The 14,773-nt window shown below is 25.7% G+C and carries 15 protein-coding genes and 1 tRNA gene; 14 read left to right on the top strand and 2 right to left on the bottom strand.

Annotated elements, in window-relative coordinates; genetic code table 11:
* Positions 1 to 16: 16 nt before the first annotated feature.
* From selA to ACY1IQ_RS03700, 3 genes are all read left to right on the top strand, one after another.
* Positions 17 to 1,405 (top strand): L-seryl-tRNA(Sec) selenium transferase, encoded by a 1,389-nt coding sequence (gene selA, locus ACY1IQ_RS03710; protein ID WP_461612699.1) that lies wholly within the window; start codon positions 17 to 19, stop codon positions 1,403 to 1,405.
* A gap of 116 nt (positions 1,406 to 1,521) precedes the next feature.
* Positions 1,522 to 3,429, top strand: coding sequence for a selenocysteine-specific translation elongation factor (gene selB / locus ACY1IQ_RS03705; protein ID WP_461612698.1), 1,908 nt, complete (start codon positions 1,522 to 1,524; stop codon positions 3,427 to 3,429).
* Positions 3,430 to 3,551: 122 nt separating this feature from the next.
* Positions 3,552 to 3,648 (top strand) — tRNA-Sec (locus ACY1IQ_RS03700).
* 255 nt (positions 3,649 to 3,903) lie between these two features.
* Here the strand turns inward: ACY1IQ_RS03700 and ACY1IQ_RS03695 are convergent.
* Positions 3,904 to 4,080, bottom strand: a complete 177-nt coding sequence (locus tag ACY1IQ_RS03695; RefSeq protein ID WP_461612697.1) for a hypothetical protein — start codon at positions 4,078 to 4,080, stop codon at positions 3,904 to 3,906.
* Positions 4,081 to 4,892: 812 nt separating this feature from the next.
* On the opposite strand from ACY1IQ_RS03695, the gene ACY1IQ_RS03690 reads away from it, so the two are divergent.
* From ACY1IQ_RS03690 to holA (ACY1IQ_RS03655), 8 genes are all read left to right on the top strand, one after another.
* Complete coding sequence (locus ACY1IQ_RS03690) at positions 4,893 to 5,165, top strand: phage holin family protein (protein WP_461612696.1); 273 nt, start codon at positions 4,893 to 4,895, stop codon at positions 5,163 to 5,165.
* Between the two features lie 304 nt (positions 5,166 to 5,469).
* Positions 5,470 to 7,506: a methyl-accepting chemotaxis protein gene (locus ACY1IQ_RS03685; RefSeq protein ID WP_461612695.1), complete on the top strand. Its 2,037-nt coding sequence runs from the start codon at positions 5,470 to 5,472 to the stop codon at positions 7,504 to 7,506.
* 215 nt (positions 7,507 to 7,721) lie between these two features.
* Positions 7,722 to 8,060 carry a hypothetical protein gene (locus ACY1IQ_RS03680; protein ID WP_461612694.1) on the top strand — a complete coding sequence of 113 codons (339 nt, stop codon included), beginning with the start codon at positions 7,722 to 7,724 and terminating at the stop codon, positions 8,058 to 8,060.
* A 13-nt stretch (positions 8,061 to 8,073) separates the two neighbouring features.
* Positions 8,074 to 8,196 carry a hypothetical protein gene (locus ACY1IQ_RS03675; RefSeq protein WP_461612693.1) on the top strand — a complete coding sequence of 41 codons (123 nt, stop codon included), beginning with the start codon at positions 8,074 to 8,076 and terminating at the stop codon, positions 8,194 to 8,196.
* A gap of 98 nt (positions 8,197 to 8,294) precedes the next feature.
* Positions 8,295 to 9,017: a ComEC/Rec2 family competence protein gene (locus tag ACY1IQ_RS03670; RefSeq protein WP_461612846.1), complete on the top strand. Its 723-nt coding sequence runs from the start codon at positions 8,295 to 8,297 to the stop codon at positions 9,015 to 9,017.
* A 205-nt stretch (positions 9,018 to 9,222) separates the two neighbouring features.
* Complete coding sequence (locus tag ACY1IQ_RS03665; protein ID WP_461612692.1) at positions 9,223 to 9,447, top strand: hypothetical protein; 225 nt, start codon at positions 9,223 to 9,225, stop codon at positions 9,445 to 9,447.
* A 168-nt stretch (positions 9,448 to 9,615) separates the two neighbouring features.
* Entirely contained in the window at positions 9,616 to 10,095 is a 480-nt protein-coding gene (holA, locus tag ACY1IQ_RS03660) for a DNA polymerase III subunit delta (protein WP_461612691.1), read from the top strand.
* Positions 10,096 to 10,252: 157 nt separating this feature from the next.
* A complete protein-coding gene (gene holA, locus ACY1IQ_RS03655; protein WP_461612690.1) occupies positions 10,253 to 10,624 on the top strand; it encodes a DNA polymerase III subunit delta in 372 nt (123 codons plus the stop codon).
* A gap of 344 nt (positions 10,625 to 10,968) precedes the next feature.
* Here the strand turns inward: holA (ACY1IQ_RS03655) and rpsT are convergent, their stop codons facing one another.
* The gene (gene rpsT / locus ACY1IQ_RS03650; protein WP_039632086.1) at positions 10,969 to 11,235 is read right to left on the bottom strand and encodes a 30S ribosomal protein S20; all 267 of its coding nucleotides are present in this window, start codon (positions 11,233 to 11,235) and stop codon (positions 10,969 to 10,971) included.
* 361 nt (positions 11,236 to 11,596) lie between these two features.
* Between rpsT and gpr the strand changes: the two genes are divergently transcribed.
* The 3 genes from gpr to ACY1IQ_RS03635 all read left to right on the top strand — a co-directional run bounded on the left by gpr (position 11,597) and on the right by ACY1IQ_RS03635 (position 14,373).
* On the top strand, positions 11,597 to 12,571 hold the full coding sequence (gpr, locus tag ACY1IQ_RS03645) for a GPR endopeptidase (RefSeq protein ID WP_461612689.1): 975 nt from the start codon (positions 11,597 to 11,599) through the stop codon (positions 12,569 to 12,571).
* 255 nt (positions 12,572 to 12,826) lie between these two features.
* Positions 12,827 to 13,882, top strand: a complete 1,056-nt coding sequence (locus ACY1IQ_RS03640) for a stage II sporulation protein P (RefSeq protein WP_461612688.1) — start codon at positions 12,827 to 12,829, stop codon at positions 13,880 to 13,882.
* 224 nt (positions 13,883 to 14,106) lie between these two features.
* Positions 14,107 to 14,373, top strand: a complete 267-nt coding sequence (locus ACY1IQ_RS03635) for a hypothetical protein (RefSeq protein WP_461612687.1) — start codon at positions 14,107 to 14,109, stop codon at positions 14,371 to 14,373.
* Positions 14,374 to 14,773 lie beyond the last annotated feature (400 nt).

Genomic DNA, 14,773 nt, shown 5'->3' with positions numbered 1-14,773 from the left:
GTATAGGAGAAGTAATATGGATAAAGAGTTATTGAGGCAATTGCCTAAAATAGACGAACTTTTAAAAGAAGATTTAGTATTAAGAGAACTGAATATTACAGGAAGAACAATTGTCGTGGATTCTCTTAGGGAATCAATAGATTTATATAGAACATATATATTGGAAGAGAAAATTCATAGTTTTGAAAGAGAAGAGATTTTAAATTATGCTTTTAAACTGTTAAATAATAAGAAAAGGCCTAATTTAAAAAAAGTTATAAATGCTACAGGTACAGTTATACATACTAATTTAGGTCGTTCACTTTTAAGTGATGGTGCAATAAAAAATGCTATCGAGGTAGCAGGTAGTTACAATAATTTAGAGTATGATATAAATAGTGGCAAAAGAGGGTCAAGATATAGCCATATAGAAGAACTTATAACTAAAATTACAGGAGCAGAAGCTGCTATGGTGGTAAACAATAATGCTGCAGCAATAATGCTTGTTTTGGATACATTATGTAAAGATAAAGAAGCTATAGTATCAAGAGGGCAGCTTGTAGAAATAGGAGGATCTTTTAGAGTTCCTGAGGTTATGAAGTTTAGTGGAGCTAAACTTGTAGAAGTAGGTACTACAAATAGAACTCATTTATATGATTATGAAGATAATATAAATGAAAACACAGGATTATTGTTAAAAGTACATACTTCCAATTTTAAAATTTATGGATTTACTGAGGAAGTTGACCTTGAAAGCTTAGTGAAATTAGGTAATGATATGAATATTCCAGTGGTAGAAGATATAGGAAGTGGAGTTTTAATTGACTTTTCTAAATATGGATTTACCTATGAGCCTACAGTACAAGAAAGTATTAAAAAAGGTGTTGATATAATAACTTTTAGTGGAGACAAAATGCTAGGTGGTCCTCAAGCCGGAATTATAGTAGGAAAGAAAAAATATGTAAATCTTATGAAAAAAAATCAATTAACTCGTGCATTAAGGATTGATAAAATGACCTTAGCAGCATTAGAGGGTACTCTTAAGTATTATTTAGATGAAAAATCAGCTATAGAAAATATTCCAAGTCTAAATATGATTTTGGCTTCAAAAGAAGACATGAAGAAAAAGGCTATGAAACTTAAGAAAAAACTTTCTAGTAATACTAAGGATTTCGATTTTACTGTAACTTTAGATGCTTCTATGGTAGGTGGAGGTTCTATGCCTACAGAAAAAATAGAAACTTATGTTATAAAAGTTAAAAATAAAGTCTTTTCAGCTAATGAGATGGAACAAAAACTTAGATATAATGAAACGCCAATAATAACAAGAATATTCAATGATGAACTTATTTTGGATGTAAGAACTATATTTGAAAAAGATTTTGACATAATTACAAAAGCATTTTCAAATATGAATTTTAAATAAGAAAATAATTTTTATCAAAGTGTGCATTGTAAACTGTATATTAATTGAGTTTTACATTAACTTTTTAGATAATACACATGTATATGAAATTATCTAATTGAAAGGATGAATGTTTTATGAAGCATATTATTATAGGCACAGCTGGTCATATTGATCATGGTAAAACTACCCTAATTAAAGCTTTAACAGGAAGAGAAACAGATACTTTAAAAGAGGAAAAAGATAGAGGAATTTCAATAAACTTAGGTTTTACATATTTTGATTTACCTTCAGGAAAAAGAGCAGGAATAATTGATGTACCTGGTCATGAAAAATTTGTAAAAAACATGTTAGCAGGTATAAGCAGCATAGATGTAGTTTTACTAGTTATTGCTGCTGATGAGGGTATAATGCCTCAAACTAGAGAACACTTTGAAATACTTCAATTATTAAATGTAAAAAGAGGAATAATAGTACTTACTAAAGCAGATCTAGTGGACGAAGAATGGATTGATATGATTAAGTTAGACATCAAAGAGGAGTTTAGTGGAACTTTCCTTGAAGATGCTCCAATACATGCAGTATCTTCAAAAACTAAGACAGGTTTTGAGAAACTTATAAAAGATATAGAAATTATGACAGATGAGGTAGAAGCTAAAGATACAGAAGGGCATTTTAGATTACCAATAGATAGGGCGTTTACTATTAAAGGATTTGGAACTGTTGTCACTGGTACTATAATTAGTGGTAGAGTAAATGTAGGAGATACAATAGAAGTGTATCCATCAAAAATAACTACCAAGGTTAGAGGAATTAAAATTCATGGTGAAAGCTGTGAATTTGGAGAGGCAGGTCAAAGATGTGCTCTTAATTTAGCTAATATCAAATTAAATGAAGTTCAAAGAGGAGATGTAATTGCAAAAGAAAATATGATGGAACCTTCTAATACTATAGATTGTAATCTTTATTATTTAAAAAGTACTGATAGAACTTTAGTTAATAGACAAAGGGTACGTTTATATCATGGCACTGAAGAAGTATTATGTAGAGTTGTAATATTAAATAAAGAAGAAATTGAACCAGGTGAAAACGCCTATGTACAGCTAAGATTGGAAAAACCTATAACAGCACAACGAAATGATAGATATGTTATAAGAAATTATTCTCCTATGTATACTATTGCAGGTGGTAGTATTATTGAGCCAGTAGCTAAAAAAGCTAAGAGGTTTGATAAAAAGTACCTTGAACAATTAAAATTAAAGGAAAGTGGGAGAACAGAAAGCATATTAGAAAATACTGTTTATAATTTAAGTGAGCAGTATCCTGATATGATAGCTATTATTAAAGGTTTAGGTAAAAATTTAGAAAATATAGATGAGAAACTGGAAACTCTTATAAAAGAACGATTAGTAATAAAGTTAATTTCTTCAGAAAGCAATATATATATTCATAAAGATTTTTTGAAAGATAAAATAATTGAAATTGAAAGATTATTGGTAGAATATCATAAAGAAAATCCATTAAAATTTGGAATGTCTAAAGAAGAAATAAAAAATAAAATATTTGGAAAATCATTAAAGCAGAAGAATTATGACGAAATATTGCAGCTTTTAGAAGAAAGAAAAATAATAAAAGTAAGTTCAAAGTTTATTTCCCTATATGATTTTCATATTAAGTATAATAAAGAACAAGAGCGAATGAGAGAATATATTGTTTCAGAGTATGAAAAATCTAAATATAACTGTCCTAAATATAATGATTTAGCTAATGAAGAAAAAGATAAAAATACTTTTAAAATGGTATATGAATCATTATTAGATCAAGAAATTTTAGTAAAGCTTAACGAAGAATGTATATTAACAAAAGATAATTATGAGAAAGCTAAAATTATGATTAAGGAATATATAGAAAAGAATGGATCAATAAATGCTTCTACTTCAAGGGAACTTTTAGAAACCAATAGAAAATATGCTGTAGCTATACTTGAGCATTTAGATAGTATAAAGTTTACAAAGCGAGTAGAGAATGATAGATTATTATATTAATATCAAATATAGTCTATTTAAAATTATAATAGAAAATACTATATTAAAATCAGAAAATTGTTGAAATGTGAAAATATATGTGTTACAATTTCATATGTGTCCGAATTTAAAAGATAATACAAGGGAGTAGATAGGTGCTGGTGTGCCTGCCGGTCTTCAAAACCGTGTTGCCGTGCTAAGACCACGACGGGTGGGTTCGATTCCCACATATTCCCGCCAATTGATAATGCTAGCTTTGTAAGATTTTAAATAAAAATCCTGCAAAGCTTTTTTGTTTTATATTTTTAATTAACGGCAAATTGACAGCAGAAATTTTAGATTAATATGTTTTAAATATCTGCTACTTATTTTAGAATTAATCTTCTAATTTTTTTATAAAATTTAATTAATTATAATAAGAAAGACATCACATACTTTAGGTGCCTTTTTCTAGAGCAGCTAGTTGTTGCAATCAGAAGCTACCTAATCATCCTGCTAACCACAATTAGTACAATATGATCTTAGTGTGCAATCACCAGTCTTTACAGTGTGGATACATAGATTAAAACAACCACATATTGGTTTAGCATTGGCTATGTTAGTAAATCCTATACTAAAAAATAGAGTTAAAGTTAGTAATGAGATAGATAATCTTTTTAAAAATTTTTTCATAGATATACCTTCTTTTCGTTATATGTTATATGGCATGAGATTAAAAATGTAAACATTACTTTAATTAGAATGCAGATAAGTACTTTAAAAAATTTTCAATTAAAAAAGCTATTATAAAATATAGAATTATTATAAGTTAAAATAAATTTATTTTTGCTTATATTATTTAGTATAAAATTTACAATAATATTGAATGTATTTTTATAGTGGAACTTAAATGATAATTTCATCATATAATATAAGTGTAATTTGATTTATATATAAAAATCCTAAAATATGTAAAATGGGGGTTGGAATATTATGGAATTAAGTTTAAGTATTCTTTTTTTGGATGGAACAGTATATGGTTAAATAATACAACAATTACAAATTATAATGACATGTATACGTGGTTAACAACTGGTACTACTGATAATTTTGTTTGTGAAAGATCAAATGGGACACAAATTATACTCTATAAAAATGCAATAAAATATGTCGATGTATTTAGCGTTGCTTAATTTGAAGAAGTAAATTGAATTAAATATGTAATATTAAAATTCTATTATTTTAAACCGCACACTTAAATTAGTGTGGTCATTTTAATTTTTATCATAAAATAAAACTGTAAGTATATCGTATAAATAAAAAATATTGTAGATGCATTTAAAATATTAGATAAAACTTTATAAAATATCTCTATTCATAAAATTTCAGCATATAATTTATTAAGTTATAAATTAAAATGATATTCTAAATTTATACTACAAAGTAATTAATATAAATTTTATATTATTTTTAAATTTATATATTGATTATGAATGGGGGTAATTATGGATATAATGAGTTTTATTACAGAAAAGGCACTTATATTAATACCAGTACTTTATATAATAGGAATGATGCTTAAAAATACCTCTAAAATTCAAGATTGGAGTATTCCTTGGATACTTTTAATTGTAGGTATAGGAAGTGCCATAGGCCTTTTAGGATTTAGCATGGAAGCAATTATACAAGGAATTTTAGTTACAGGTACTACAGTGTATACAAATCAATTGTTTAAACAAAGCACTATAAAAAAGAAAGAACAGGATGATAAAAGTTAAAGGTAATGTATTTATACATTACCTTTTTAAATGTAAAATATATAATAAAATTTATTAAAATGATTATATACTTAATAATATGAATTCAATATTTTGGAAAAAGTTTTTTAAATATATAAATAGAATAAATTATTTTTAATTTTAATTAAAAAAAAATAGTTTTAATATTATTTTAATATATATCCTTTTAAAAACTTTCTATAAAGCTGCAAAGGTTATCAAAAAGGTATAAAGTATAACAGTTTATAGACGAACATAATTTATATCGGTAGTTTGCTATTTAAAGCTATGGGAGGATATGTTAATGAAGAAAAAAATAAAAATTAAACTAAAGTTTAAGAGTATAGGTACAAAACTTGCTTTTTATTTTGGAATACTAATTTTTTTAGTTACTGGTGTATTAGGAACACAATCAGTAAGATTGTCGGAAGAATCTGCACTTAATATTTTAAATTTAACTTTACCAGAAGTTGCAACAAATGCTGCTAATTCTATAGATAACTACATAAAAGGAGTTATAGACTCTTTACAATCAATATCAATTTGGGAGGAGTTAACAGATTCAAATATAACTATAGAAGAAAACCTTAGTTATATTAAATTGGAGGAAGAAAGAACAGGTCATCTTAGAATGGGAATTATTGAGCCTAATGGAAAGGCTCATTTTACTGATGGAAACACCTTGGATGTTTCTGATAGCGAATATTTTAAAAAATCTTTATCAGGTGCCGTTGCAGTAAGTGAACCTCTTGTAGATAAAATAAGTGGAGAAATAGTAATAGTTTACTCAGTACCTATTAAAGACAATAATGGGCGTGTTAAAGGAGTTTTATCTGCAACAAGAGATTTGAAGAAAATTAATGAGATGATATCTAAAGTCACTTTTGGTGAGACAGGAAAATCTTTCATGCTTGATAAAAGTGGAACAATTACTGCACATTATAATCCGGAAATAGTAAAAAGAAGAGATAATATAATAGAAATGTCAAAAGATAATGAAGAGTTAAAAGGAATGGCTAATATTTGTGAAAGAATGATTAGTGGACAAAAAAATGCTGAATCATGTATTAATGGTGGAAAAGAACAGTATATAGCTTATGCTCCTATTACAACTACAGGTTGGTCAGTAGGCATATTTATTGATGCTGAGGAAGTATTGGCAGGTACATATAAAGCTGAAAACATGATAGCAATAATTTCAATAGTAGCAATACTAATAAGTTTAATGTTTGTACTATTATTAACAAAATCAATTAAAAAGTCTATATCTACTACTGTAAGCCATCTAGAAGTATTAGCATCAGGAGATTTTACAGAAGAAGTATCAAAAAAATTATTAAATAGTGGTGATGAATTCACTAATATAGGAAAAGCTATTGAGAGAATGCAAGTATCTATGAGTGAGGCTATAAGTACTGTACAAAATAATGCTTTTACAATTGATGAAAATACGGAAAGTTTATCAAGTTTATCAGTAGAGATGTCCAGTTCTATTGATAATGTGGCAACTTCAGTACAGGATGTAGCTAAAGGTATGGAAACTCAATCAGGAGATTTAGTATATATAGTTTCAATATTAAATGATTTTAATATTCAACTTGACAATGTATTAGAATCTGTAAAGGTTATTGAAGATGGAACTTCAGAAATTCATATAAAAGCTAATGATAGTAATAAAGATATGAGTAGTGTTATAAGTTCAGTAGATACTGTAACAGATTCATTTAGTGAATTAGTAGAGAAAATACAAAATGTAGAAGGAAATATAAATAAGATAAACGAAATAACTACATTAATAAAGGGAATATCAGACCAAACAAACTTACTAGCACTTAATGCAGCTATAGAAGCAGCTAGAGCAGGAGAAGCAGGTAGGGGCTTTTCAGTAGTAGCAGATGAAATAAGAAAACTAGCAGAGCAAAGTAAACACTCAACAGAAAATATAGTTAAGTTAATAAGTACTATATCGCAAGATACAGAAAAAATGGTTGAAACCACTGATATAGTAAGTAATCAATTATTAACTCAACGAAGTAGCATAACAACAGCAATAAAATCTTTTGGAGAAATAACAAAGGCTGTAAATGATATAAATCCTAAAATTGAGGAGACAACTAAGATAGCAATTGAGATAAATAATAGGAAAAATGATATAATAGAAAAAGTAGAAGCAACTTCATCAGTAGCGGAAGAAGTATCCGCTTCTTCTGAGGAAATTGCTGCAACTTCTCAAGAGGTAAGTGCATCTACTCAGGAAGTATCAGCTTTAGCTCAGGAGCTTTCTAATATGACCAATAGTATGAAAAAATTAGTAGAATTATTTAAGGTTAAAAATTTCTAAACACATTAAGGAATACTAATATAAATTATTAGTATTCCTTTTTATTTTAATATGAATATTAAAATGTAAAACTTTTTTCAAATAGTTCAACTTATAATTTTATGGAGAATTAAATTTGTCTTTAATTATGAAATATTCATTATGAACTGAAAAGTGTATAAGCTATTATATATTGGTCAAAGCTTGAAATAAATAATTTATCGAAGAGGGAGATTATGGATAGACCATTAGTTTATTATAGCTTTGCTTTATTTTTAGGTGCTTTCATATGTTATTTATTATTAAATTCAATATATTTATCTTTTATATTAATTGGATTATTTCTAATAATAATTTATAAAACTGTCAATAGAAGATATTTTATTTTAGTATGCAGTTTCTTAATAGCTGGTATAGTTAGTTACTTTATATATTTTAATTTTACTTTAGGACAAAATCAAACTTTAAGAGTTACCGCAGTAAATAATTATGAAACTATAGCTAGTATACATAATAGAAAAATACTTATAAAAGGAGATTTAAAAGGTATTAATAAAGGTGATATATTAATGTGATAAGGGAACTTATATGAAAAAGCCTATATATGATAAAGGTATAATAGGAACTTATAGTATTCAATCTTTTAAAATTAAGAAAGATATTATATCTAAAATAAGGAATATAAAAGGAGAATATTTAAAAAACTATTAATTTATCAAGGAGAAGAAAATTCTATGGCTTTAATAATGGCACTTTGTCTAGGAAGATAAGGATTATCTTTCTTATAGTAAAAAAAATAATATGAATATATTGATGTATATATTATTAGTGTTTCTGGATTTCATATTGCAGCTATATACGGAGCACTTCAGAAAATTTTTGGTTATAAAATAGCAGTTATAATAACTTTTATTTATGTAATAATAACGGGAATGAATGCTTCAACAGTGAGAGCTTTTATCATGATTTCTATTTTGATAATGTCTAGAGTAATAAAAAGAAATTATGATACTTTATCTAGTATATCTTTTGCAGCAATAATACTTTTATTAATTAAACCATACTATATTTTAGATATGGGATTTATGTTGTCTTTTTTATCAGTGATAGGAATAACAACTACCTATGGACATATAAGAGATAAATTAAAAACCTTACCAAATGTGATCAAAAACTCAATATCTATGACCTTATCAGCACTTATATTTACGTTACCTTATTTAGCTTTAAATACGAATACTATAGGCTTTAATGGTATTATTAGCAATTTAATATTAATACCTTTCTATAGTATACTTATTATATTAGGAAATATATCTTTATTACTATTAAACACTAAATTTGTATTTAAATTGATTAATTATGTATTAACTTCACTATTATTTATAATAAATACAGCTGAGGGGATTTTTTTAAAGAACATGTTGGATGTTGCAAAAATTACTTATATACAAGCTCTAGTTGTGATTACACTATATTATTCCTATATATTATATAAAAAAGAATATAAAACTCATTATATGTTCCTATAATATTCTTTTAATAACTCTTGTTAGTAATTATTCTTTTTATCCTGAAATTAGTTATATAAAACAAAAAAATCATAATATAATAAATGTTAAATATAAAAATAAAAGTGTTTTACTTAGCAATAAAATAATAAAGTTATCAAAAATTAAATCTTTCATTAGTGTAGATGATATATATGATGAAATTAATAGTGAAACTATTATTAATTTGAAAAATGATTATAAAATAATTGCAACTCCTAATAGAGGAGATTTGGATTTGATAATCTACTCTAAAAACAATAAAATATTATTTACAACTAATAAAAGCAAACACATCCAAGGTAATTATGGTAAAATAAAATTTATTAAAGAGGATGAATATGGTTTTAATGGTGTGGTATATAAAAGGTATAGGATTATCAAAGATAGTATATTTGAATACCATTATTAGAAACTTATATAGTTAATAACTTGTTATAAATAGTTAAGTATCTTTATAAAAATTAGTTAGTATATTAACTTATTTTATATCGTACTGATATTATAAATTTTATTTATAATGACTATTAATTGTAATCTTAAAATTGTATAAGTTATTTTAAAAAGGAGAGAGTAAACTTTGCTTACTTTAGTAGAATTTGAAGAAAAGATTAAAAAAGGTAAAATTGACAACTGCTATATTTTTTGTGGAAGTGATGAAAATTTAATAAAAACATCTATAAACACTATAGTATCTAAAAGTATAGATGAAAATTTTAGAGATTTAAATTTTATTAGATTAGATGGAAAAAAAGTAGATAATGATACTATAATTAATTGTTGTGAAACTATGCCTTTTATGAGTGAAAAAAAAGTTATAGAAATTTATAGAGCTATATTTTTAGAGGATAGCTATAAAACCTCATCTGATGGGAAAAAGGTAGATTTTAATAATTTATCAAAATACTTAGAAAACCTTCCTGATTATTCAACTTTAATTATGTATTATGTTTTTGAAAGTGATAGAGAAAAGGTAAGTAATAAAGTTAAAAAGTTAGAAAAAAAGGCTACAGTAGTAAAAATTGATAAATTAAAAGGGGACAATTTATACTATAATTAAAACTATTTTTGAAGATAAGGGTAAGAAGATAGATAGGTCTGAATTAAGTTTTTTTTGTAGTCTTGTAGAAAATAATATGAATATAATAACAAAATGAGTAAAATTATGTTGTTATACTGAAGATAGAAAAATAACTAAAGAGGACATATTAGCTCTAATGCCACCTAAAAATGAAAATGATATCTTTAATCTTGTAGATTGTTTATCTCAAAAGAATATTAAAAAGTCTATGGATCTAGTTAATGAATTAATATATAAGGGAGAAAAAATTCCTGTTATTTTACATATGATACAAAGACAGTTTAAATTATTGTTAGCATTAAGGTTAGGTAGTGACAGTGGTATAAAAGTAGATGAACTTTCAAAACAATATAGATTACATCCCTACATTGCAGAAAAAATGGTTAAGCAAAGTAAAAAATTTTCTATGCAGGCTTTAAAAAGAAATTTGAAACTTTGTGTTGAAACAGAAAAGTTAATTAAAAGTTCAAGTAGCGATAATAAAATACATTTAGAGCTTTTATGTTAAACTCAATGATATAGAATAGGTATTATATAGATAAACTACCTTAAAAATTAATGTATATTAAATATGACTATCTTTAAATGGCTTTTTAATTTACAATTTTAATTAATGGAGAATTGAGAATGGACAGTTGACAATTAGAGTAGAAATTAGTTTTAATCAAACTAATTTCTTTAATAAATTTTTTAATAAAAGTGACTGTGTCACGTGAAAAGAAATCAATTTAAGACTTCTCTTTTATAAGAGAAGTTTTTATTTAATTCTTAAAAAGAGACAGTAATTTCTTATAAATAAATATCTATAATTTTATTAAAATAAAAAACCGTGATTTTATCACGGTTTATTTATTAAGCTGATAAGCTAGTTAACTTTGTAGCTAGTCTAGATTTCTTTCTAGCTGCTTTATTTTTATGTATTATTCCTTTTGAAGCAGCCATATCTAAAGCTTTAACAACTACGCTGTAGTTAGCCTTAGCTTCTTCTACATTTTTGTTAGCAACTGCAACTTCAAACTTCTTTATTTTAGTTTTAAGTGCAGATTTTATCATTGTATTTCTAAGAGTTTTAGCTTTTGCAACTTTAATTCTTTTTTGTGCTGACTTAATGTTTGCCATGTGTGTTTCACCCCCTTGTATTTTTATCACGTCTCAGCAGCTTTGGGGAAGTCTGCGTATGAGTCCTATATTTAACAAATGCTATTATATCATTATTTCAAAATCACTTCAAGTAGAATTTATCTTTTAAGATTAAAATCTAATAACTCTAATAATTTTTGTAATAACTTCCCTTTATGTATTATAACAGTAATGGAAGTAAAAATACATAGTTAGTTAAAATTTTTCCAAAAGAATAATGTGGATTTATTTGACTTTCATTTTAAAAGTAAACTATTTTTTATAAAACACTTTATCATTTTAATATTTATATTAAAAATTATCTTTAAATTTTAATTAAAAGTAAAAAAGGAGAGAGATTATGAATAATATAAGAACAGATTTAGCATTAGAGGCTAGAGAATATTACAAGGAAAAGAATAAAAACGATATAGATGGAGTAGAAGTAGTTGATTATATTGATAAACAAGTGATGGTTTCACATGTAAAAGTATTAACTGATGAAGGTGAGAGAATAATAGGTAAACCAAAAGGAAATTATATCACCTTAGAGTTTGCAGATTTTGTTCATTATGATGGTGATGCAAAAGATGATGTAAGCAAAACATTAGCAAAGGAATTAAGTAAAATAATTAAATTGGATGAAAGTATGACTGCACTAGTAGTAGGACTTGGTAATTGGAATATTACTCCTGATGCACTAGGACCTAAGGTTGTATCTAAGCTTATGGTAACAAGACATTTAAAAGAGTATGTACCTAACAGTATAGATGAAGGTGTTAGACCAGTTTGTGCAGTTGCTCCAGGAGTACTAGGTATTACAGGTATAGAAACAAGTGAGATTGTAAGAGGTATAGTAGATAAAATTAAACCTAATATAGTCATATGTATTGATGCATTAGCCTCTAGAAAAACTCAAAGAGTAAATAGAACTATTCAAATTGGTGATACAGGAATATCACCAGGTGCTGGAATAGGCAATAAAAGAATGGAATTAAGTGAAAGCACATTGGGTGTACCAGTTATTGCTATAGGAGTACCTACAGTTGTGGATGCAGCTACACTGGCAAATGATACTATAGATTTAGTTATAGACGATTTAACAGATGAAGCAACTTCTGGTGGAGAATTCTATAAGCTTTTACAGTCTTTAGATAGAAATGAAAAACAAAATTTGATAAGAGAAACTCTAGGAGTAAAAATGGCAACTTTAGTAGTTACTCCTAAAGATATAGATATGATAATTGATTCTGTATCTAAAATAATTGCTAATGGGATAAACATAGCACTTCAGCCAGCGTTAACCTTAGATGATATTAATAAATACGTGAATTAGTTATAAATAATAAAATCCCCTCATATATATCAAATATATTTATTAATAAGCAATGTGATTTAAACAATTGATTATTGAAAGAGGACAATTAAAATCCAATAAAGATTTTTAAATATTTTTAAGTTGAGTACATATTTTTAAATTTAAGATTTAGTTAATTTAATACTTATTTTTATAAATGGAAGTATTTATAATTGTCCGTTATCAATTTTCAATTGTTATAAATCTTATTCTTAGGTATACAGGAGGGGTAAAATGAATTACAAAAGGCAAAGTTATGGTAGATATAATAATAAGTATAAAATAAATAATAAAAATAATTCACTAACTAAATATTCAAAGATTGGAATAACATTTTTAATTATGATACTATTGGTGATTTTACTTGAAAAGAATTTTTTAATACACAATTACAATCATCAAAGCAGTTTTAGGACTAGCCTTTATTTTAAGGTAATAAATAGTAGTATATCCTCCTTTGGTGCATCCTCAAATAATTTAGTAAGAGAAGAGGACAAGGGAATATCTGCTTTTAATATTCTACAAATAATTAAAGATGAATTTGGATTTTTTAATAAAAATAACAGTGAAAATACAGTAGATGAGAGCAAGGAGGCTTTCATTGAAGATTTTAATATAGATTCTTTTAACCTAAAGGAAAATGATATCAATAAAAAAGATATAAAAAATGTTAGTGAAGAGGATAGGATGAAAAACGCCAATAAGAGGATATTAATTTATCATACTCATACTTGTGAAGCTTATTCACCAGGCGAGCCTTCAAAAAAAGATCCTAATAATAATATAGTAGCAGTAGGAGATGCGCTGACAGCAGAATTAGAAAAACGTGGGTTTGCAGTTATACATGATAAGACTTTTCATGATACTGTTTATGATGACTCATACTATAAATCTCGTGAAACTTTAAAAAGATACTTAAATCAATATAAAGATTTTGATTTAATTATAGACATGCATAGAGATTCTGGCCCTAGAAAAGAGTCTGTAACTGGAGTTGTAAATGGCGAACCAGTAGCAAAAATAATGTTTGTACCTGCTACTGCTAATCCTAGATATAAAAATCAATTAGCAAAAATGAATACTATGGTTAATATTGCAAATAAATCATTTCCAGATTTATTAAGAGGAAGGCCTATATTTGACACTTATACTACAGGAATAACTTATTATAGTCAGGATTTAAGTGATAATGCGGTTTTAATTGAGGTAGGTGCTAGTACAAATACCTTAAGTGAAGCAAAAACTAGCATGAAATATTTAGGACAGGTTATTGGAGAAACTTTGAAATAGTTGTAATGTATCTTTAAAGATACCTGATAGTTTTTGGACTAGATTTTTAGTTACACTTTATCGCCATAACTCATAGATAATATGCTATCTTTGGGTTTTCTTTTTGTTTAAAATAATTTGATATAAAATATATTGATAATTTTAATTAATTATTTTTTCAGAAGTGTTATTTGTATAAAAAAAGTAAAAAAAGTACATCCTTATGACATGGGGAGGTACTTTTTATGAGTAAAAAATATAAAAGGATAGTATGTTTAACTATATCAATTTTAATATTAGGAGTTTTATCTGTTAATATAAATTCATCAAATATTGTTAAAGAAAAAAGTTCTTTTAAAATTTATGTAAAAGATAATCCTCCAAAAATAGTTTTAGATTTAGGGGAAAAACATATAGTATTAAATACTGAGATATTCTATAATTTTAAAAATGGAGCAGAGCTTATTATAAGCAATACTGTTGAGAAAATAATATCTCTATCTAGACCATAGAGATTTTGAAATAATAACCTAATCAACTAGAAACAATGGGTTTTTATTGACAAAGTTCCTAAATTATATGATATAATTTAATCTGATTAATTATGTACAAAGATATAGAATATATAATTAGACTAAGGTATTTGAAGTAAAATAAATAGCTAAAGGTGGAAGGTTTACCTTGTGTTAGATATGTTTATAGATTCTGATTATAATGGTGCTAGTAGAAATTTTATAGAGGAAATATAACACAAAATAAACTTATAGTATTGATTAGTTATTTATTTGTTAATAACTCAGGTATAATTTGAAGTTTTGATTAAATAATTATAAATATATTTACTTAAAGGTAATAACAATTTGTAAAGAACTAAGAATATTTTAGAGTAAAAAATAAATCTACGATTATTTA

Source organism: Clostridium sp. Marseille-QA1073, from assembly GCF_054863625.1.
The sequence above is the reverse complement of the archived record's forward strand: the minus strand, read 5'-3'. Positions and strand labels throughout refer to the sequence as shown.